The organism is uncultured Negativicoccus sp. (assembly GCF_902480485.1).
Classification (GTDB): domain Bacteria; phylum Bacillota; class Negativicutes; order Veillonellales; family Negativicoccaceae; genus Negativicoccus; species Negativicoccus succinicivorans.
The window spans coordinates 1-19,030 of sequence record NZ_CABSTC010000023.1 but is presented as its reverse complement, the minus strand read 5'-3'; the positions used below and the strand labels follow the sequence as shown (position 1 = coordinate 19,030).

Annotated in this window: 19 protein-coding genes; 7 read left to right on the top strand and 12 right to left on the bottom strand. The window is 55.5% G+C overall.

Annotated elements, in window-relative coordinates; all coding sequences use genetic code 11:
• The coding region (locus RDN69_RS02990) for a sodium:alanine symporter family protein (RefSeq protein ID WP_288218230.1) at window positions 1–1,300 on the top strand (1,300 nt) is incomplete at its 5' end.
• A gap of 72 nt (window positions 1,301–1,372) precedes the next feature.
• Here RDN69_RS02990 and RDN69_RS02985 read toward each other — a convergent pair.
• Window positions 1,373–2,164: a formate/nitrite transporter family protein gene (locus tag RDN69_RS02985; protein WP_024048005.1), complete on the bottom strand. Its 792-nt coding sequence runs from the start codon at window positions 2,162–2,164 to the stop codon at window positions 1,373–1,375.
• A gap of 254 nt (window positions 2,165–2,418) precedes the next feature.
• Between RDN69_RS02985 and RDN69_RS02980 the strand changes: the two genes are divergently transcribed.
• On the top strand, window positions 2,419–3,834 hold the full coding sequence (locus RDN69_RS02980; protein ID WP_273260129.1) for a sodium:alanine symporter family protein: 1,416 nt from the start codon (window positions 2,419–2,421) through the stop codon (window positions 3,832–3,834).
• A 54-nt stretch (window positions 3,835–3,888) separates the two neighbouring features.
• Here RDN69_RS02980 and RDN69_RS02975 read toward each other — a convergent pair whose 3' ends face one another.
• From RDN69_RS02975 to RDN69_RS02950, 6 genes are all read right to left on the bottom strand, one after another.
• Window positions 3,889–4,407: a cysteine hydrolase family protein gene (locus RDN69_RS02975; RefSeq protein WP_024048477.1), complete on the bottom strand. Its 519-nt coding sequence runs from the start codon at window positions 4,405–4,407 to the stop codon at window positions 3,889–3,891.
• 3 nt (window positions 4,408–4,410) lie between these two features.
• The gene (mscL, locus tag RDN69_RS02970) at window positions 4,411–4,857 is read right to left on the bottom strand and encodes a large-conductance mechanosensitive channel protein MscL (RefSeq protein WP_024048478.1); all 447 of its coding nucleotides are present in this window, start codon (window positions 4,855–4,857) and stop codon (window positions 4,411–4,413) included.
• Between the two features lie 81 nt (window positions 4,858–4,938).
• Window positions 4,939–6,186: a DUF445 family protein gene (locus RDN69_RS02965; RefSeq protein ID WP_288218229.1), complete on the bottom strand. Its 1,248-nt coding sequence runs from the start codon at window positions 6,184–6,186 to the stop codon at window positions 4,939–4,941.
• On the bottom strand, window positions 6,186–7,421 hold the full coding sequence (locus tag RDN69_RS02960) for a DUF445 family protein (RefSeq protein WP_273260123.1): 1,236 nt from the start codon (window positions 7,419–7,421) through the stop codon (window positions 6,186–6,188). Before RDN69_RS02960 ends, RDN69_RS02965 begins: the two co-directional genes overlap by 1 nt.
• Window positions 7,421–7,714 carry a hypothetical protein gene (locus RDN69_RS02955; RefSeq protein WP_024048482.1) on the bottom strand — a complete coding sequence of 98 codons (294 nt, stop codon included), beginning with the start codon at window positions 7,712–7,714 and terminating at the stop codon, window positions 7,421–7,423. The genes RDN69_RS02960 and RDN69_RS02955 overlap by 1 nt, the downstream gene beginning before the upstream one ends.
• Window position 7,715: 1 nt before the next feature.
• Window positions 7,716–8,408, bottom strand: a complete 693-nt coding sequence (locus RDN69_RS02950; protein ID WP_288218228.1) for an MBL fold metallo-hydrolase — start codon at window positions 8,406–8,408, stop codon at window positions 7,716–7,718.
• Window positions 8,409–8,636: 228 nt separating this feature from the next.
• On the opposite strand from RDN69_RS02950, the gene RDN69_RS02945 reads away from it, so the two are divergent.
• The 5 genes from RDN69_RS02945 (at window position 8,637) to RDN69_RS02925 (ending at window position 14,300) form a co-directional block, all read left to right on the top strand.
• Window positions 8,637–9,707 (top strand): NAD(P)-dependent alcohol dehydrogenase, encoded by a 1,071-nt coding sequence (locus tag RDN69_RS02945; protein WP_024048484.1) that lies wholly within the window; start codon window positions 8,637–8,639, stop codon window positions 9,705–9,707.
• A gap of 255 nt (window positions 9,708–9,962) precedes the next feature.
• The gene (locus RDN69_RS02940) at window positions 9,963–11,828 is read left to right on the top strand and encodes an alkaline phosphatase (protein WP_024048485.1); all 1,866 of its coding nucleotides are present in this window, start codon (window positions 9,963–9,965) and stop codon (window positions 11,826–11,828) included.
• Between the two features lie 30 nt (window positions 11,829–11,858).
• Complete coding sequence (locus tag RDN69_RS02935) at window positions 11,859–12,302, top strand: hypothetical protein (protein ID WP_034438263.1); 444 nt, start codon at window positions 11,859–11,861, stop codon at window positions 12,300–12,302.
• Window positions 12,303–12,312: 10 nt separating this feature from the next.
• A complete protein-coding gene (locus tag RDN69_RS02930) occupies window positions 12,313–12,984 on the top strand; it encodes an ABC transporter ATP-binding protein (RefSeq protein WP_273260116.1) in 672 nt (223 codons plus the stop codon).
• Window positions 12,969–14,300, top strand: coding sequence for an ABC transporter permease (locus RDN69_RS02925; protein WP_288218227.1), 1,332 nt, complete (start codon window positions 12,969–12,971; stop codon window positions 14,298–14,300). The genes RDN69_RS02930 and RDN69_RS02925 overlap by 16 nt, the downstream gene beginning before the upstream one ends.
• Before the next feature lie 63 nt (window positions 14,301–14,363).
• On the opposite strand, the gene RDN69_RS02920 is transcribed toward RDN69_RS02925, so the two are convergent.
• The 5 genes from RDN69_RS02920 to RDN69_RS02900 form a co-directional block, all read right to left on the bottom strand.
• On the bottom strand, window positions 14,364–15,068 hold the full coding sequence (locus tag RDN69_RS02920; RefSeq protein ID WP_273260111.1) for a metallophosphoesterase: 705 nt from the start codon (window positions 15,066–15,068) through the stop codon (window positions 14,364–14,366).
• Entirely contained in the window at window positions 15,069–15,812 is a 744-nt protein-coding gene (locus RDN69_RS02915; protein WP_288218226.1) for a DUF4931 domain-containing protein, read from the bottom strand. It abuts the gene before it with no gap.
• A gap of 11 nt (window positions 15,813–15,823) precedes the next feature.
• On the bottom strand, window positions 15,824–16,579 hold the full coding sequence (locus RDN69_RS02910) for a uracil-DNA glycosylase (RefSeq protein ID WP_273260108.1): 756 nt from the start codon (window positions 16,577–16,579) through the stop codon (window positions 15,824–15,826).
• A gap of 3 nt (window positions 16,580–16,582) precedes the next feature.
• The gene (dnaB, locus tag RDN69_RS02905; protein WP_024048035.1) at window positions 16,583–17,941 is read right to left on the bottom strand and encodes a replicative DNA helicase; all 1,359 of its coding nucleotides are present in this window, start codon (window positions 17,939–17,941) and stop codon (window positions 16,583–16,585) included.
• A partial coding sequence (locus RDN69_RS02900) for a S16 family serine protease (protein ID WP_288218225.1) occupies window positions 17,938–19,030 on the bottom strand: 1,093 nt, incomplete at its 5' end. The genes dnaB and RDN69_RS02900, both read right to left, overlap by 4 nt.

Here is a 19,030-nt window from a genome sequence, read left to right as displayed (position 1 = left end):
CGCGCCGCAATTTATCCGCTTCGGACCGGCGGTGCGTCAGGTCTTCGGTAAACTGTATAAATATCAGCATACCGATCGCGACGGAAAATCCATCTCCTCGTTCCAAGCGCTGGCCGTCGCGGTTTCCGCGCAAGTCGGCACCGGTAACGTCGCGGGCGTTGCGACCGCCATCATGGCGGGCGGTCCCGGCGCCATTTTCTGGATGTGGCTGTCGGCGCTCTTCGGCATGAGTACCATTTTCGCCGAAGCGGTTTTGGCGCAAAAGTATCGCGTGGAAGTCGCCGGCAAATTTATCGGCGGTCCGGCATTTTACATCTCGCGCGGCCTGCAAAGCTACATCGGCCGAACAAACGCCAAAATATTCGCCGGTATCTTCGCGGTCATTGTTATTATCTCCGTAGGCTTTATCGGCAGCATGGTGCAGTCGAACTCGATTGCCACCGCCGTGAACAACGCGTTCGGTATTTCGCCGGTCGTGTGCGGCGTACTCATCGCTCTGTTCGCGGGCGCGATTTTCATCGGCGGCATTCATCGGATCGCGCGTTTCGCGCAACTGATCGTACCGATAATGGCGGCAGTGTACATTCTCTGCGCGGTCGTCATCCTGTTCCTGTTTGCCGAGCACATTCTGCCGATGATTCAACACATCGTTATCGGCGCGTTTAATCCGCAGGCATTGGGCGGCGGTTTACTCGGCGTCACCATGAAAGAAGCCGTTCGCTTCGGTGTCGCCCGCGGCCTCTTTTCGAACGAAGCCGGCATGGGCACGACGCCGCACGCGCACGCGACGGCGCTGGTCGCTCACCCGGTGCTGCAAGGCTTCACCGCATTCATCGGCGTCTTCGTGGACACCATCCTGGTGTGCACCTCGACTGCTTTAATTATTTTACTTACGGGCGCGGATCAGCTCGGTTTAGACGGCGCGATGGTCACGCAAGAAGCATTTCACATCGCGTTCGGCGCCATCGGACCGAAAATCATCGCGATCTGCCTCACATTCTTCGCCTTTACGACCGTCATCGGCTGGTATTATTTCGGCGAATCAAACGTCCGCTATTTATTTAAATCAAACGCCGTTCTTTACACGTATCGGGCACTGGTCTTGGTTTTCATCGTGCTCGGCACGCTCGGCACGGTCGACCTGATCTGGAGTATGATTGACATGTTCAACGGCATTATGGTCCTTCCGAACTTAATTGCCCTCATCATCCTGCATAAAGAAGTCAAAGACATCTTGCGCGATTACGATAAAAAACGGCAGGACGGCATTCCTCTCTACGACTATGACAGCGTCGCATAATAAAAACGCCCCGTACGGGGCGTTTTTATTATGTCTTTTTGGCAAGTAGTGTGTAACTTTTCCGCTCACAAATTAATCCACATATTCATCCGCGCCGCGATTGAGCCAGGCGTAGACGAGGCCGATCAGCAGTCCGCCGCCGATATAGTTTCCGAGATAGGCCAGTCCCCACTGCCGCAAAATATTGCCGAAGGTAAACCCCGCGGTCGTGGCAGGCGAAAAGTACAGCAGCGCAAACGAACCGAAGTTGGCGACGACGTGTTCAAATCCCAGGTACACGAACATGATGATAGCCGACATGACGGTGGCCATGCGCGCCGCCTGGTTCTCAATCAGCAGCCATGACAGAATGGCAATATTGACAAGGAGATTCGCCATCGTCCCCGCGAAGATGATTTCCATGCCGGATTTCGCAAGTTTTCCTCCGACCATGGTCGCCGCCATGCCCGTCGCGTCGTACACTTGCAGCGCCGACGTGTAGGAGGCGAGCCACGCGACAAAATACGCGCCGACAATATTTCCCACGGTGCACAAAACGACCATTTTAAGCGCCTTGCGAGGCGCGATCCATTGACGATAGAGACCCGCCGTCAAGTACCTCATGTTGGAGGTGATAAGCTCTCCGTTCAAAAATAAAATATAAATCAGTCCCCAGCAAAAGACGAAGGGAAAGATGAATTTTCCCAAGACGGGATGGATCGTATTCAACGCATCGCCCATGGCGAAACCCGCCAAGGAAGCCAACGCTAAAAATCCTCCGGCAAACGCGGATCGAACCATGTACCGGGCCGGACTCTTGTCCATAAGAGCGGCTTTTTTCCCGCAAGCTCCGGCGACTTTTGCATTGAATTGACTGACTTGCATCTCATCACCCCTTTACTGTTGAACTCTATTGTACTGGAGTATGGCAAAAATACATAGGGTTATTTTTATTTTGGCAAATTTTATTTTCATGTACTATTCTCGCGAAAAAGCGGCTATGCGAAAAAGCCGCTTTGCACAACTATTTTGTAAAGTAAATTATTTTTTCTTGCCATTTTTTTATGATCGTGATACACTTAATCCAATTTATTTGTATTTTTAACACGGTCAATTGTTTTTATGGAGGAGAATTATTTATGGTTGAACTTTTGGGACTATGGTCCCAATTCGTGGCATCTGTCAATGAAATTTTGTGGGGTTCCGTACTGATGTACGCGTTGGTCGGCGTCGGTCTGTTCTTTACCGTGTATCTCGGCGCGCCGCAGTTCCGTCGTTTCGGTCCGGCCGTGCGGCAGGTATTCGGTCGCTTGTATAAAGAGCAGCACACCGATCGCGACGGTCGTGCGATTTCCTCTTTCCAGGCGCTGGCGGTAGCTATTTCCGCCCAGGTCGGCACGGGCAACGTCGCCGGTGTCGCGACCGCGATTATGGCCGGCGGTCCGGGCGCGATTTTTTGGATGTGGCTGTCCGCTCTGTTCGGCATGGGCACGATCTTTGCCGAAGCGATTTTAGCGCAAAAGTATCGCGTGGAAGTGGCGGGTAAATTTATCGGCGGACCCGCGTTTTACATCTCGCGCGGTTTAACGCCTATTATCGGCAAAGGCTGTGCGAAATTTCTCGCCGGTTTCTTCGCCGTTTCGATTATTATCGCGCTCGGCTTTATCGGCATCATGGTGCAGTCCAATTCGATCGCTGGCGCCGTCAACAACGCTTTCGGTCTGGACCCGCTGATGATCGGCGTCGTGATCGCGATCTTCGCGGGCTTGATTTTCATCGGCGGCATTCATCGGATCGCGCATTTCGCGCAGCTCATCGTGCCGTTGATGGCGGTGATTTATATTTTGTGCGCGCTGGCCATTCTGTTCCTCTACGCGGGAGAAATCTTGCCGATGATTAAGCACATCGTTGTGGGCGCATTCAATCCGCAAGCGCTCGGCGGCGGCGTCTTGGGTATCACGATGAAAGAAGCGATTCGCTTCGGCGTCGCCCGCGGCCTCTTTTCGAATGAAGCCGGCATGGGCTCCACGCCGCACGCGCACGCGACCGCGCTCGTCGCGCATCCGGTGCTGCAAGGTTTTACCGCATTCATCGGCGTCTTTGTCGACACCATGCTGGTCTGCACCTCGACCGCGCTGATCATTCTTTTGACCGGCGCGGATCAGCTCGGCCTCGGCGGCGCGCTCGTCACGCAGGAAGCGTTCCACATCGCTTTCGGTGAAATCGGTCCGATGATTATCGCGATTTGTCTCACGTTCTTCGCCTTCACCACGGTCATCGGTTGGTACTACTTCGGCGAGTCGAATATTCGTTTCCTTTTCCGTTCGCCCGCGGCTCTGAATGTTTACCGCGTGCTCGTGCTCGCTTTTATCGTGCTCGGTACGCTGGGCAAGGTCGAACTCGTTTGGGATATGAGCGACATGTTCAACGGCATCATGGTCATCCCGAACTTGATCGCGCTGATTCTTTTGCATAAGGAAATCAAAGCCGTGTTGCGCGATTACGATGAAAAACGTCAAGACGGTCTGCCGCTGTACGATTACGATAACGTGTAAACTTCTGAATACAATAAAAAAAGCACTCCGCGGAGTGCTTTTTTATTGCGTATTTTATTCTACACGGCAACCCAAAACGGATTCCATTTGAGAAAGAGCAAAGGCGTGCGCCTCGGCATCGAAGCTTGCGACCAAATGTTTCGGCACGCGCACCTCATAGCCGAAGTTACGCGCGTCAGCGGCGGTGAAAAAGACGCAGATATTGGTGCAGACGCCGCTCAGCGTGAGCTCGGTCACGCCGCGTTCCCGCAGGCAAAGGTCCAAACTCGTGCCGAAAAAGCCGCTATAACGGCGTTTCGGCAAAACGATATCGTCCGCTTGCGGCGCCAGTTCCGCGATGATTTCCGCGCCCGGCGTACCCGCCACGCAATGCGGCGGAAACATTTGAAACTCCGGATCATCTTCCCGGTGATTATCACACAGATAAATGACGGGAATGCCCGCTTTGCGCGCCGCCGCGATTTCCGCCTGCAGCGCGGGCACGATCGCCTGTCCCGCCGGTCCGCAAGTCAATTTGCCGTCCGGCGCAATAAAATCTTCCAGCATATCGATTACAATCAGCGCTTTACTCATCCCTTAACGCGCCTCTGCCGGTTCATTCAGCTGCGATGTGCAGTGCGGGCAACGAGTCGCGGAAATGGCAATTTTCGTTTTGCAGAACGGACATTCTTTTTCCGTCTCTTCGACCACTTCCGGTTTTTTTAATTTCATCAACGCGCGCAAGACCAAGAAAATGACTGCCGCGATAATCAGAAAATCAATGCAGTTATTGATAAAAAGACCGTACTTGATCACCGGCGCGCCGGCGGCTTCCGCGTCCGCGAGCGATGCGTAATGGGTCTTCGACAAATTCATATACAGGTCCTTGAAATCGACGCCGGCCAAAAGTAATCCGATCGGCGGCATCACAATATCGTTGACGAACGAACTGACGATTTTACCGAATGCGCCGCCGATAATGATACCGACGGCCATGTCGATAACGTTGCCGCGCATAATAAACGCTTTAAAATCTTCCCACATAGTAGCTCCTCCTTTGTGGCAAACGGAAACGGATCATTTGTTTTCATTGTAGAATACTGCCGAAATATTTTCAATCAAATTCTATAAATATTGCAAAAGCGCACCGTAACCGGTCAGCGCCAGCCAGGCCAGCGCGCCGATGACCGCACCGACGTACGCGCCGTTGATGCGTATTTTCGCCAATTCGTCGGCCACTTTAGTGAAAATAAAACGGTTCAGCATCTTCTCGTCGTACACGCTGAGCACCTGCTCCGCCACCTCGCCGAGACGGCCGTGTTCGCGCGCCAGCCATTCCGCGAAATACCCGCGTAGCGCGCGATCGAGCCGGGCACGTTGCACGGTATCGGCGAAGAAACGGTCGATACCGTGCAGGACCGCATCCGCCACCACTTGTGAAAAGCGCGATCCGTAGGCGCTCGGCGCGAGATATTTTTCGGCGAAATCGTCCCCGATGACTTCCCACCACTTCTCGAGCGGCAACAACGCCGCCGCTTGACGTTGCCACAACAGCAATTCGTTCGCGTGCGCGGGCGTTTGCCATTCGGTTCGCCACTGCGACCAATAGCGCAAGACCGCCGGCGGGATCGTGTCCCGTTTTCTCAATTCCTCCTGCAGTAATGTCTGCAAGGTTTGCGCCAGCGCGTCGTAATCGACCATGCCCGTCGCTTCACCGACGATGCGCACCCACTTCGTCACGCCCGCCGTTTCCGCGCGCGCCAGCCGACGCATTTCACTTGCCAGCCGTGTGGCAAACGCGGGTGTCGCAACGGCCTGCAACAGACGCTTTCGCAAGGGTTGCCAAACCACATTTTCAGCGTCCGTCGGCGATACTTCCGCGAGTGCCGTGGCGGCCATCGGTACCGTTCCGAGCACCTGCCGCGTCCAAGCGGCCAGCGTGCGCGCCCATTCCTCCGGTTGCGGCGACGGCAAGCGCTGCTCGACATTCCTGCGCGTGCACTCCCAAAAAGCGCGGCGATGTTCCGGATCGCGCCACCACTGCGCGAGGTAGTTCGTCGGTTGCCATTGATTGAGTTCCGCTTCCCAAAGTTCACGCCGCAGCAATTTTTCTTCCAGCAATTGCCGCAAGCCGCGAATTAATTTTTCCCGTTGTCGCGGGATCAATGCCGTGTGAAACGGTATGCCGAGCGGTTTCGTGAAAAGCGCCATGACCGCGAACCAATCCGCAACGCTGCCGATCAGCGCCGCTTGCGCGATATAGTAAAGCCATTCGCTCCACCATTGCCGCGTCCATGCGAATAAAGCAAACGCCGCGGCGAAAAAGAGGACACTCCCCCACAAAAAACGTTGGGCCAGTTGCCATGTGCGCATCAGAAACCGCCTCCCAACATCGCGTGCCCGAGCACATAGAAAACTGCTCCCAGCACGCCGCCGATCAATGTGCCGTTGAGGCGAATCATCTGTAAATCGTCACTGACTTTGGCTTCGATCAAGTCGGAGAGTTCGCGCGCGCTGTACGGCGCCAACGCCGCCTGCGCCCATGTCCCGAAATACGGCTGCACCAGCGGCAACATTTTGGCAAGCGTCACAAAGAGCAGCCGCTCCAACTTACGAATCCGTACCGGATCCTGCCGCGCCGCGGTGAGCCAGCGTACCGTCAATGTCGCGAGCGTCTGCGCAAACGCGTGACGACGCTTCGGCGTAACAATCAGGTTAAATAAAATCTGACTGTCCGTCGGTATATTTGTCGCCAAAAGCGGCGCGACCGCGTCCGTGATTTGCCGACGCAAACGCCGATCGTTTTGCAGGCGCGCGACCGCCATCGTCACCACGTCGTCAAACGCCGCGCCGATCGTCGTCGTCGGTCGCGCCAAATCCGCCGCGACGCGGGCCAGTCGCTCCTGCAAGAAGTAGCCGACCGTGGTCGGCGTTTCCCCCTGCGCGCGCAACGCCTCTTGCCAAAGTTTCGCACGCACGGGATGTTTCGCCGCCAAAAGCGTCATGAATTGCTCGTATTGCGCGGTCAAAAATTCCGCCGTCGGCGCCGCGTTAATGCGCGACTGCAACCATTGCGCCAATCGTTCGCGACCGCTTTCATTGTCTTCCTTTTGCCAGAGCAATAGCGCTTCCGCCGCGACATCCGCCGGCCATTGCGCGGTCAAAATCCGCTTACGCAGCGGCTCCCATTCATGCTGCAAGAGATCCGTCGAAAGGCCGTCGGGCAAAGTTTCAAAAAGCGTTGTAAGCGCCCGAACAAAGCGTTCCGTATCGCGTTCCCAAAGCGTGAGCAGGTACGGCAACGGCGAATGCGCTTTCAGCGCCCGATAGAGATGACGCGGCGTCAACAATTCATCTTTGACCATCGTTCCCGCCATCGTCATGATTTTTTCGCGACTGCGCGGCAGCCACTCCGTTTGCCACGGAATCCCCAAAGGACGACGAAAAAGGGCGGTCACGGCGTACCAATCCGCCAGACCGCCCACCAATGCCGCCAGCGCCGTATGCACGCCAAAACCGCCCCAAAACGTAAACCGCGCGGGGTAGCAGGAAAGCACGATGACAGCGCACAGCAAAAGCACGCCCGTCGCGATACGTCGACGCGTCATCAGCGACTCCTGCCTCCTCCCGCCATCGACCAAATAAAGAGCGCGATAAAGGCGAGGTTGGCCATCATGCTGGACATCAACCCGAGCGCCGCCAAAATATTGATCACCGTCAAACCGAAAATAAACAGCATACTCGCCCGCATATCCACGCGCGGATCGCGCCGCAAAATAAAATAACTCGCGATAAAAATACCCACATTGACGCCGATCGCCACGACCAGCGTCGGGTACATATGAATGATGAAACTTCCGGCCAGCATGACGACCAGAATATATAACCAACTGTTTGTCATCTTACACTCCTTTACGCACATCGCCGTCGGTAAGTCCCGTCCAGACCGCGACATCGGCAAAGCGCCAGAAAAAATACAGCGACGGCTCCCACGGCGCGCCATTGCGATGGATCGGCACCAATAAGCGCGATGGCGTCTGCTTTTGCAAATACTCAATGACGCCCCATTCCTGCGCCGGACCTTGGCGATCATCGACCGGGAAGAAAACAATATCCGCGCCATGTTCGACCGCGGGCGCAAGTTCGCGGAAGAAAAGCGCGCGCATGTCCCGATTCGCCGCGTCCGTATCGCCGGTCCAATGCCACCAGTTCAAATCGCCCGCGTGGAACACGCTCAGTTCCGGCCAAGCCACATGGTACGACGCGCCCGCGTCCGTCGAGCCGTACACGCGGATCGTCATATCATCGAGCGTCAGCGTATCGCCCGCGCTGACATACTCCGTTTTGGCCGCGGGATAAGCCGCATCGCAGCAATCTTTTTCCAACACGAAGCGGGCCGCCCGTTCGCCGTATTCTTTTCCGTAGCGCGGCGCGAAATGATCGCCGTGCGCATGCGTGACAAAAAAATACAGCGGTTTTTCCGTCTGCGCCAACGTCTCCAAATGCCTTGCGGGATCCTGCCAGGGATCAAACACCAACACGCGATCGTCCGTTTCCAGCGCGACACCGCTGTGGGCCAATAAATAAATATTCATTTTATTTCTCCATAGTGCCTGCCAAGCGGTCTCGCGGATGCGGGAAAAGCGCGCCGCGCCGCGGAAAATCAAGGCCGCCTGCAATATAAACTTATTTTTCTATATTATAGCACAGCGATACTGTTTTACTTTCGTATGCGTTTTACGCAATGGATGATAAATAAAATACATTGTGATACAATAAGAGTACTCTTGTAAGAGAATTTTGTACATCGAAGGAGGATTTTCATGAAAGGTTTTGCAATGCTTGCCCCGAACGAAGTCGGCTTTACCGAAAAAGAGCGGCCCGCGCTCTGCGCCAAAGACGCATTGGTACGGCCGTTGGCGGTATCCCCCTGCACATCGGATATTCATACCGTTTACGAAGGCGCGTTGGGTGATCGCCATGATATGATTTTAGGTCACGAAGCGGTCGGCGTGGTCGTCGAAGTCGGCGCGGAGGTTAAAGATTTTAAGCCGGGCGACCGCGTCATCGTGCCCGCGATTACTCCGGACTGGGGCGCGGAGCGCTCGCAAGCGGGATTCCCGATGCACTCGGGCGGCATGCTCGCCGGCTGGAAATTCTCCAACTTTAAAGACGGCGTTTTCGCCGATGTTTTCCACGTCAACGATGCGGATGCCAACCTCGCTTTCTTGCCGGATTGGCTCGCTCCGGAACACGCCGTCATGCTCAGCGACATGGCCACCACCGGTCTGCACGGCGCGGAACTCGCCGATATCGGTTTCGGTCATTCCGTCGTTGTCATCGGCATCGGCGCCGTCGGTTTGATGGCCGTGCAGGGTGCCGCGTTGCGCGGTGCCGGTCACATCTACGCCGTCGGCTCGCGACCCATTTCGGTCAAAGTGGCGCAGGCTTTCGGCGCCAACACCATCGTAAACTATAAAGAAGGTCCGATCGCCGAACAGATCCTCAAATTAACGAACGGTGAGGGCGTCGATCGCGTCATCATCGCGGGCGGCACGACGAAAACGCTCGGCCAGGCGATTGAAATGGTCAAACCGGGCGGCATCGTCAGCACCGTCAACTACTACAGCGGCGCCGATTATCTCGAAATCCCGCGCGAAGCGTGGGGCGCCGGCATGGCGCACAAACAGATCCGCGGCGGTCTCACGCCGGGCGGTCGTTTGCGTATGGAACAGCTTTTGGACATGGTCGAATCGGGACGCTTACGCATTGCCGAGCTCGTTACTCATGTGTTCCACGGCATGGAACACTTGCCGGAAGCGCTTGAGTTGATGCACGACAAACCGAAAGACCTGATTAAACCGGTCGTTTTAATCGACGAAGCCGCTAAATAAAAAACAAACATAAAAGGCAGTCCTCGGACTGCCTTTTTGCTTACGCGAATTTTACAAAATAATACGTTTTTTGGTCAGCACGGTTCTTCCCTGCGTAAATCATTGCGGAAATTCGCGCCGTCTTCGGCGAAAACGGAGCATTTTTGAATACTCATTCAGGTTTACACAGAAACGGCGAAAAATTTACCGTATTTTGGTGACAGATTGCTATTATACGTTTAGCTAAAATGGATTGTCCATTAAGGGGAGGTTACTATGAACGCACGCAGTATTACCAAATGCACCTTGCGCTTGTTCCTGGCCGCGGGAATTTTCTCGTTGGCAATGCCCGCCGATGTAAGTTTCGCGTCCGAACCGATGCCGACTTACATGTCACAGCAGGCCAAAGCGGACTGGCAGCACGGTCAAAAGCTCGCATCCCGCAGCGCGGCCCGCACGGGAATCGCGATCATGCCGATCGATCAGGCGAAGTTTTTAAAGGGTCAACGCTTTGACTTTGAAGTCGAAGTCAACGGCAATAATCCGACAGCGTTAAACGTCACCGTCAACGGCAAAGACGCCGCTAAATACTTCGGCAAAAAGCCGGTGATTACGGTACATGACGACTACACGTCGTACCGGATCGACAACGTCAGCTTCAAAGCGCGCGGCGAAATCGACATCGCTGTCGCCGCCAATACTTCCAAAGGCGCGCTCAAACGCCAAATCAACTACAAAGTAGTCGATGAAAAGGCGAAGAAAAAAGCGAAAAACGTCATCCTCTTTGTCGGCGACGGCATGAGCCCGCAGATCAAAGAAGCGGCGCGCATTCTTTCCAAAGGGATTTACGAAGGCCGCTACAACGGTCATCTGTCCATGGAAAACTTGCCGAACATGGCCTTTGTCACCACGTCGGGTTATGACTCGCTGGTCACCGACTCCGCGAACTCGGCATCGGCCTACAATACAGGGCACAAATCCGTCGTCAACGCGATGGGCGTGTATGAAAACCGCACCAAAGATCCGATGGACGATCCGAAAGTCGAAACGATTGCCGAGATTGTTAAACGCACCAAAGATATGGGCGTCGGCATCGTATCCACGGCCGCCATTACGGACGCGACACCGGCCGCGGTAACTGCCCACACCCGTCGTCGCGCGGAACAGCCGGCGATCGCCGCCGACTACCTCGCCGAATACCATCGTCCGGATGTCATCCTCGGCGGCGGCGCGCAGTTCTTCCTGCCGCTTTCCACCAACGGTTCAAAACGGAAAGACGAACAGAACGTCATCGCCGATTTTGAAAAAGCGGGTTTCCAATTCGCCGGCAACCGTCAGGAAATGTTGGCGGCCAACGACAATAAACCCCTGCTCGGCCTCTTCACGATGAACCATATGAACGTCTACATGGATCGTGAATTCAAAAAGAATCCGGAAGTTCTGAAAAACTTCCCGGATCAGCCGAACTTGATTGAAATGACCGCGAAAGCGATCGATATTCTCTCGAAAAACCCGAACGGCTTCTACCTGATGTCCGAAGGCGCCTGCATTGATAAACAATTGCACACGATGGATTGGCAGCGCGCCGCCTACGACACGATCGAATTGGACCAGGCCGTAGCCTACGCCACCGACTGGGCGAAAGCCAACGGCGACGATACCTTGATCGTCGTCATTGCCGACCACTCGCACGGCGTATCGTTGACCGGCACGTACCACGAACATGACGGCGTGAAAGGTCGCGACGCGGTTCGCACGTACGCCGAAGCCGGCTGGCCGACATTCGCGGACCGCAACGCCGACGGCTACCCGGATGATCCCGATGCCGACGTAACGCTCGCTCTGCAATACGCCAACTTCCCGGATCACTACGAAAACTATCGCTTCCAGGCGAAACCGACGTCACCGGCGATTACCGGCGAAAACGGCAAGATTATCGGCAACCCGTATCGCGCACCGAAAGGCGCTCGCTACATTGAAGGTTCGTTGCCTTCGACCAAGGAAACGCAGGAAGTCCACTCCGCGGATGACATCGTCGTCATGGCCGGCGGTCCGGGCTCGGAAGAGTTCCACGGTCTGATGGACAACACCGAAATCTTCTTTGCGATCATGCGCGCTCTGGGTATTGACGCAACGAAGTAACAAACAACATAGTACGAGAGGAGCATGACCATGCAACGTCAATTATTGCATCTCGTTCTTGCTCTGGTTGTGGCTTTAGGAGCAAGCAGCGGTGTGGTTCAAGCCGCTGCTTCGCTTTCTTTTGGGCAAATGTACGCGGGCTCTACCGTTCGCGGCTTGGTTTTGTCCGATTATTTGCAAAGTCTCGCCGGGCAGGAAGTGGAGATGACAGGCTTTATGGCCCCGCCGTTAACGCCGACCATTAATTTTTTCGTGTTGACGGAAGTGCCGATGTCTGTTTGTCCGTTCTGTTCGACAGATGCCGATTGGCCGAACAATATCGTTGTCGTAAAATTACAGGAACCCGTTGTCGCGTTGCCTTTTGACGCGCCTATCACGGTGCGCGGTTCGCTCGAACTCGGTTCGGCGGTCGACGCGGAAACGGGCTTTGTATCATTAGTTCGCATTAACGCCTACAGCGTTAACGCGCAATAGGAAGGAATTTATGATCACTTTACGTAATGTTAAAAAATCATATCGCGACGGCGATCACGAACGCACCGTATTGGCGATCGACGCCCTGGAACTTGGCGACTGCAGCCAATGGGCATTGGTCGGTCCCAGCGGCAGCGGCAAGTCGACGTTACTGCACTTACTGGCGGGGTTAACGCGCGCGCAGGAAGGCGTCATTCAGATCGACGGCACGGATCTTACGGCTTGCCGTGAATCCCAACTTGATGAATTTCGCGCGGCGCATGTCGGCTACGTCATGCAAAACTTTTCTTTATTGCCGACTTTACGCGCGCGGGATAATATCCTGGCCGGCGCTTTTTTCGCCCGCACCTCTGATCGCGACCGTGCCGACGCGGCGGAAGAACTTTTGCGCTCGGTCGGTTTACCGGAACGCGGTCATCAATTGCCGCGCGAACTCAGCATGGGAGAACAGCAGCGCGTAGCGGTGGCGCGCGCTCTCATCAAGAATCCCGATTATATTTTCGCCGATGAACCTACCGCCAGCCTGGATCGCGCCACAGGTATGGCCGTGATCGAACTTTTACAGGAACGCTCGCGTGCGGCGGGAGCCACGCTGATTGTGGCGACCCATGATAAAGACGTCGCGGCGAAACTCGACGGCACGATTCGTTTGGAAGGAGGCCGCCTATGCTGCGTCAAATAGCCTGGAGCGAACTGCGCCACCGTCCGTGGCAAACACTTTTGCTGACGCTTTTAATCGCGCTGGCGATCGCCTCCTCCGTATTTATCGCCGCGCTTTCGTTCGGCATGCATTACGGACTCACGAAAGCGACCGAACCGTTCCCACAACTGGTCGGCGCCAAAGGCAGCGCTAACCAGTTGGTACTCAACACGGTATATTTGAAAGACCGTCCGATCGGTAATATATCCGGCGATCTCTATCAGGATATAAAAAATAATCCTTTGGTGAAGCAGGCGATCCCGCTGGCGTTCGGTGACAACTGGCGCGGCTTTCGCATCGTCGGCACCGAAAATACGATTTTCGACTATCGCGTCAAGCCGCAAAGCGAACCGTGGCTGAAAGTCGCAGAGGGCCGCCGTTTCAACGCGCCTTTTGAAGCGGTCATCGGCGCCGGCGCCGCGAAACTTTTGGGCGCTAAAATCGGCGACACATTCCAATCCATTCACGGCGCGACCGCGCACGGTCATGTCCACAAAGATCAAACCTACACGATCGTCGGCATTTTGGCGCCGGTGGAAGGCCCGTACGATCACGCCGTTTTAACGGATATCCGCAGCGTCTGGATAGCGCATGAACATCATCATGATCATGATCACGAACATGAACATGCCGCCGACGCGCACGAAGAAGAACATGAGCATGAGCACGAAGCTGCCGTTCACGAAGAAGAACATGAGCATGAGCACGAAGCTGCGGGTAAGCCCGCCGCGCAAGCCGTGAACGACGGCGAGCACGCCGCGACCGCGGGACAGGTGACGGCCGTATTGATTCAGCCGCAAGGCTACGGTCAGGCGTTGAAACTCGCCATGGAGTTCCAACAGCGCAACGACGCGCAACTGGTCTTTCCGGCGCAGGTCATTATTCAACTTTTCTCCCTGATGGGCCAGGGCGAAAAAATGTGGTGGTACATCGGCGCCTTCTTCATCGCCGCCGCTCTGTTAGTCGTTCTTTCTACGCTCTACCTCTCCGGTCTGCAGCGTTTACCGGAACGCGCGATTTTGCGCGTACTGGGCGCCAAACGCTCGGAACTTTTGACCGTGACGCTCTGGCAAAACGGTTTGATTATGGTCCTCGGCGGAATTCTCGGCTACGTTCTCGGTTACGCGGGTTATCTCGGCGTCCGTTCGCTGATGGCGACGAATACGGCGATCGCTTTGCCGCTGACCTTCCTGAAAGAGCCGCTGTTGATCGCGCTGGGTACCATGGCCGTCGGCTTGCTGGCTTCATTAATTCCCGCATGGCTTTTGGCGCGTAAAGATACGCTTTCAAAACTGTAAGCAATCCGCGCAATCAAAAAGACGAAATCATTTCGATTTCGTCTTTTTTCTTTGTCGCTTTTTTCACATCGACAAAGGAATTTCCAAAGGGTGAAATTGCAAGTAATCCGCGCTCGTGAGATAAAGAGGCATGCCGTGGATTTCCCGCGGTAAATAGCGGAAATTTTGCTCGTCATGGATATGTCCGTAAATATATCCGAGCGCTCCGTATCGCTTCGCGATGTCCGCCATCTCGGTCGGTTCGCGCGCTTCATTGAACGGCGGATAATGCGTAGCCACGAACAGCTTGGTAAAACCGGCTTCCCGCGCCAGCGTCAACGAACGTTCCAGACGTTGCAATTCGCGCGCCCAAACGACTTCGTCTTCCGGCTTCCACTGCGTATCGCCCGGCGCGATCCAGCCGCGCGTGCCGGCGATAGCCACCGCGTCAGTCAGCGGGATAAAGTTATTGTGTAAAAAAAGCAATTCATGATCGGTCGCGCGTTGCATTTTCGCAAGTCCCGCCCACCAATAATCATGATTGCCCCGCAAAATGATTTTACGTCCCGGCAGCGCCCGAATAAAATCCAAATCGGGAGCGGCTTCTTCGAGCTTCATCGCCCACGAAACATCGCCGCCGATCAACACCGTATCTTCCGGCGCCACTTGCGCACGCCAATTTGTTTCCACTTTCTGCCGATGGTTCCGCCAGCGATCGCCGAATACATCCATCGGCTTTTGCGGCGGATCGCCCGACAGGTGCAAATCACTTAATGCCCAAAATCGCATCTATCGTCTCCTTGTCGCCGTCCAAAGCGGCATGAGTTCCGCGCGGATCGCTTGCCGCGCCTTCGCATCGGGCACTTGCGTGAGCATGTAGCCCAAAAAGAGCGGACTCGTCACGCCGCGCGCGATAATTTTACAATATTCATAGTCGGCCGCGTAGAAAAACAAATTATAGCTGGCATATCCCCAGCCGTTCGGATCGACAATCACTTTCACAAGTTTTTGAATGCTGTCGGCGAATTCATCCAGTTGTTCCGGATCTTTCAGCCGTACATTAAATTCACGCAACCCGCAGATAGGATGATCCGACAGCGTCACGCGCACGCCGTTCGTTTCATGCAAAACTTCGCCGTCAAGCTGATCCAAGCGCACATTTTGCATGTAGTCAAACGATTCGCAACCGATAATTTGCGAATGCGGATGCCGAATGGAACCGCCCGAAGTCGGACCGAAGTTGCGGTAATAAATCACGGAGCGGAATCTGCGGCGCGCAATCGTTTCACGCCATTTTTCCATGCTGAAGCGTAAAATATTTTCCCATTCTTCCGGCGCGTATGTCGCGATATCGCTGTCATGTTTCGCCGTTTCGATCAACACGGTCTGCCAGGTCTTTTCCATGACGGGATATTTGTTGACGAGCCAAATCATCTCGTCTTTTTGCGCGAGGATATCGGTTAAATGCTCGCGGGCGCAAAACGGACAGGGATGCGCGGCCACGCGCGGATTAAATAAAATCGGTTCTTGCACAATAACCTCCTTCAGCGCCTCTGCGCGCGTTCCTGACGTCTCTCATCAAACAGAGCTTTGAGATCCGGCGGCGTCGCCGCTTGCCAGCGATATGTAGGAACGGCGGCCGCCGCTTTTTCTTTGGCCGCCAGTAAGTCGTAGTATACCTGCCACTTCGCTTCCTTTTCCGCCGGCCCCGTCAAACGCAACAGGTACGCGGGATGAAACGTCGGCATGACGGGATAGATTTCATCTGTGCCCGGCAGCATCCACTGCAACCATTGGCCGCGCGAACGTACGATACCCAATTCACGACCGGCGAAAAAACGCAGCGCGACCTTTCCCAAAGCGACGATCGCGTGCGGCTTTACCAGCGCGATTTCGCGACAGAGCCAGCGCGCGGCGCAAATATCCGCCTCCGCGGCCTGCGGCGTACGATTGTTGCGCGGCCGACACTTGACGATATTCGTCACATACACGCGGTCGCGCGTAATGCCGACCGACCAAAGTGCGCGATCTAAAAGTTGCCCGCTCGGGCCGACCAACGGCACTCCGTACGCGTCTTCCACGCCGCCCGGCCCCTCGCCGACCAGCATCAACGGCGCGTCAATCGGACCGGTCGCGCCGGTCGGACCACGGTTCGGTTCCGCGCCGAGACGGCAATGGCGGCAATGTTGCGCCGTTTCGTACCAACGTTCCGTAAACGGCTCCGCGCTGTCCGGCAAGGTCTGCCAGTTTGTCGGCGCGGTATCCTGCCACAAATCGATTTCGCTCGTCCCGTCCGTCATGAATTACTGCGCCTCCGCCTCGTCGTTGCGGTTCGTCATATCGACAAAACGCGTCCACTGACCGTGGAAGTACAACTGAATCGTGCCCGTGGCGCCGTTTCTGTGTTTGGCGATGATGACTTCCGTGATATTTTTACTGGAATCTTCAATTTCCTGCTGGTAGTAACCTTCCCGATAGAGAAACGCGACGATATCCGCGTCCTGCTCCAATGAACCGGATTCGCGTAAATCGGAAAGCATCGGGCGTTTCACTTGGCGCGATTCGACGCTGCGGCTTAACTGCGAAAGTGCGATCACCGGCACTTTGAGTTCACGCGCCAAGCTTTTCAGCGAGCGGGAAATTTCGGAAATTTCCTGCTGCCGATTTTCCGCTTGTCGACGACCCTGACTGCCCTGCATCAATTGCAAGTAATCGACGATGATTAAATCGAGTCCTTTTTCCGCCTGCAAGCGTCGCGCCTTGGAACGCATTTCCGCGACCGTAATCCCCGGCGTATCATCGATGAACAGCGGCGCGTCGTATAAAGCCGTCGCCGCCTGCATAATACGCGACCATTCATCCTGCGAAGTGATGCGGCCGGTCCGCAATTTTTGCGAATCGACGAGTGCGGTCGAGCAAATCATGCGCAAGCCCAGCTGCTCCTGCGACATTTCCAAGGAAAAGAACGCCACATTTTTGTGTTCTTTCAGCGCCACGTGCTGCGCGATGTTAAGCGTCAGCGCCGTTTTACCCATGGACGGACGCGCCGCCACCAAAATCAGATCGGACGGCTGCAGCCCGCTCGTAATATTATCGAAACCGGAAAATCCGGTCGGTAAACCGGTAATTCCGCTTTTATTCGTGTATTTATTGGCGATATCGTCCAACTGTCCCTGGACGATCTCACCGATCGCCGTCATCTCCTGACGACGTTCATCTTTCGCCACTTCCAAAATACGCCGTTCGGCGGCATCAACGATATCCGTCACTTCGCCTTCGCCGGCGTACGCTTCTCCCGCGATCGTATCCGCGGCGAGAATCAGGCGGCGCAAACGCGCTTTTTCCAGCACGATCTGCGCGTGCCGTTCCACGTCGAGAGAGGAAACGAGATGGTTCGGCAAGTCCGTCACATAGCTGACGCCGCCGACATTATCCAGTTGCCCCATGCGGCGCAGTTCTTCCGTCACCGTCAAGACGTCGACATTTTGGTTGTGAAAAATCAGATTATTGATCGCTTCAAAAACGACCGCGTTGGCTTCCCGATAAAAATCGGCCGCCTGCAGTACGTCGGTCGCTTTGATCGCCGCTTCTTTATTGGTCACCGCCGCGCCTAAGACGGACAGTTCCGCATCCACATTTTGCGGTGGAATCCGTTCGATCATGCCTTACCTCCCGCGGTCATTTCCCGCCACGCGTCTTCGATTGTTTTGACGCGGACAATCGGCAATCCCGCGTACTCCGTGCCGATATCATCCCGATTTTCATCCGGAATGAGCATTTTTTTCATGCCGGCCTGTTTGGCGCCGTACGCTTTCGCGTGCACGCCGCCGATCGGTTTGATCGCGCCGTTCAGCGCGACTTCTCCCGTGACGGCGATATCCTGCCGCAACGGGATTCCCGTAATCGCCGAAAGTAGCGCGCAGGTCACTGCTACGCCCGCCGAAGGTCCGTCAATTTGACCGCCGCCGATCACATTCACATGCAAATCATATTCACGCGTATCCGCGCCCGCGACGCGACGTACCGCCGCCGAAGCGTTAAATACGGAGTCTTTCGCCATCGAGCCCGCCGTATCATTGAAACGCAATTCACCTTTGCCGGGAATGCGCGCGGGAAAAGCGACGGCTTCCACTTCAATCACCGAACCGACATAACCCGCCACGCCCAGGCCGAAAATATGTCCGACCCGCGGCTGCGACGAGGCCTGATCATGACGTTGCGGCACGAGATGCGCCGCCTGCGCCACCCGCCGTAAATCCTGCAAGGTGACGGTCAAGCCGTCGGCGCGTCCCGCATGGTACATCGCCAAACCGTACGCGTCCGCCAGCAACTGCACCGCTTTGCGTCCTTCGCCGGTGTACTCGGCAATCGCCGCCGCGACACCGCCCTCCAATGCCACGCCGAGTTTTTGCGCCGCGTCCGTGACGATTCGCGCGACATCATCCGTCGCCAACGGCGCGAAAAAGACCTCCGCGCAACGCGAACGGATCGCCGGATTGATCTCTTCCGGAGCGCGCGTTGTCGCGCCGATCAAAATAAAGTCGGCCGGCGCGCCGTCGCGGAATAATTTTTTAATATACGCCGCCACCTGCGGATCGTTTTCATCGTAGTACGACGACTCGAAATACACCCGTTTATCTTCGAGTACCTTCAGAAGCTTATTGAGCAGCAGCGGATCCATTTCCCCGATTTCATCGATAAATAAAACGCCGCCGTGCGCCTTGGTCACCAGACCCGGTTTCGGTTCGGGA

Bases quoted from the DNA above. Each gene is read 5' to 3' on its own strand.
- RDN69_RS02985 (WP_024048005.1), bottom strand. From the start codon at position 2,164: ATGCAAGTCAGTCAATTCAATGCAAAAGTCGCCGGAGCTTGCGGGAAA.
- RDN69_RS02980 (WP_273260129.1), top strand. From the start codon at position 2,419: ATGGTTGAACTTTTGGGACTATGGTCCCAATTCGTGGCATCTGTCAAT.
- RDN69_RS02975 (WP_024048477.1), bottom strand. From the start codon at position 4,407: ATGAGTAAAGCGCTGATTGTAATCGATATGCTGGAAGATTTTATTGCG.
- mscL (WP_024048478.1), bottom strand. From the start codon at position 4,857: ATGTGGGAAGATTTTAAAGCGTTTATTATGCGCGGCAACGTTATCGAC.
- RDN69_RS02965 (WP_288218229.1), bottom strand. From the start codon at position 6,186: ATGCGCACATGGCAACTGGCCCAACGTTTTTTGTGGGGGAGTGTCCTC.
- RDN69_RS02960 (WP_273260123.1), bottom strand. From the start codon at position 7,421: ATGACGCGTCGACGTATCGCGACGGGCGTGCTTTTGCTGTGCGCTGTC.
- RDN69_RS02955 (WP_024048482.1), bottom strand. From the start codon at position 7,714: ATGACAAACAGTTGGTTATATATTCTGGTCGTCATGCTGGCCGGAAGT.
- RDN69_RS02950 (WP_288218228.1), bottom strand. From the start codon at position 8,408: ATGAATATTTATTTATTGGCCCACAGCGGTGTCGCGCTGGAAACGGAC.
- RDN69_RS02945 (WP_024048484.1), top strand. From the start codon at position 8,637: ATGAAAGGTTTTGCAATGCTTGCCCCGAACGAAGTCGGCTTTACCGAA.
- RDN69_RS02940 (WP_024048485.1), top strand. From the start codon at position 9,963: ATGAACGCACGCAGTATTACCAAATGCACCTTGCGCTTGTTCCTGGCC.
- RDN69_RS02935 (WP_034438263.1), top strand. From the start codon at position 11,859: ATGCAACGTCAATTATTGCATCTCGTTCTTGCTCTGGTTGTGGCTTTA.
- RDN69_RS02930 (WP_273260116.1), top strand. From the start codon at position 12,313: ATGATCACTTTACGTAATGTTAAAAAATCATATCGCGACGGCGATCAC.
- RDN69_RS02925 (WP_288218227.1), top strand. From the start codon at position 12,969: ATGCTGCGTCAAATAGCCTGGAGCGAACTGCGCCACCGTCCGTGGCAA.
- RDN69_RS02920 (WP_273260111.1), bottom strand. From the start codon at position 15,068: ATGCGATTTTGGGCATTAAGTGATTTGCACCTGTCGGGCGATCCGCCG.
- RDN69_RS02910 (WP_273260108.1), bottom strand. From the start codon at position 16,579: ATGACGGACGGGACGAGCGAAATCGATTTGTGGCAGGATACCGCGCCG.
- dnaB (WP_024048035.1), bottom strand. From the start codon at position 17,941: ATGATCGAACGGATTCCACCGCAAAATGTGGATGCGGAACTGTCCGTC.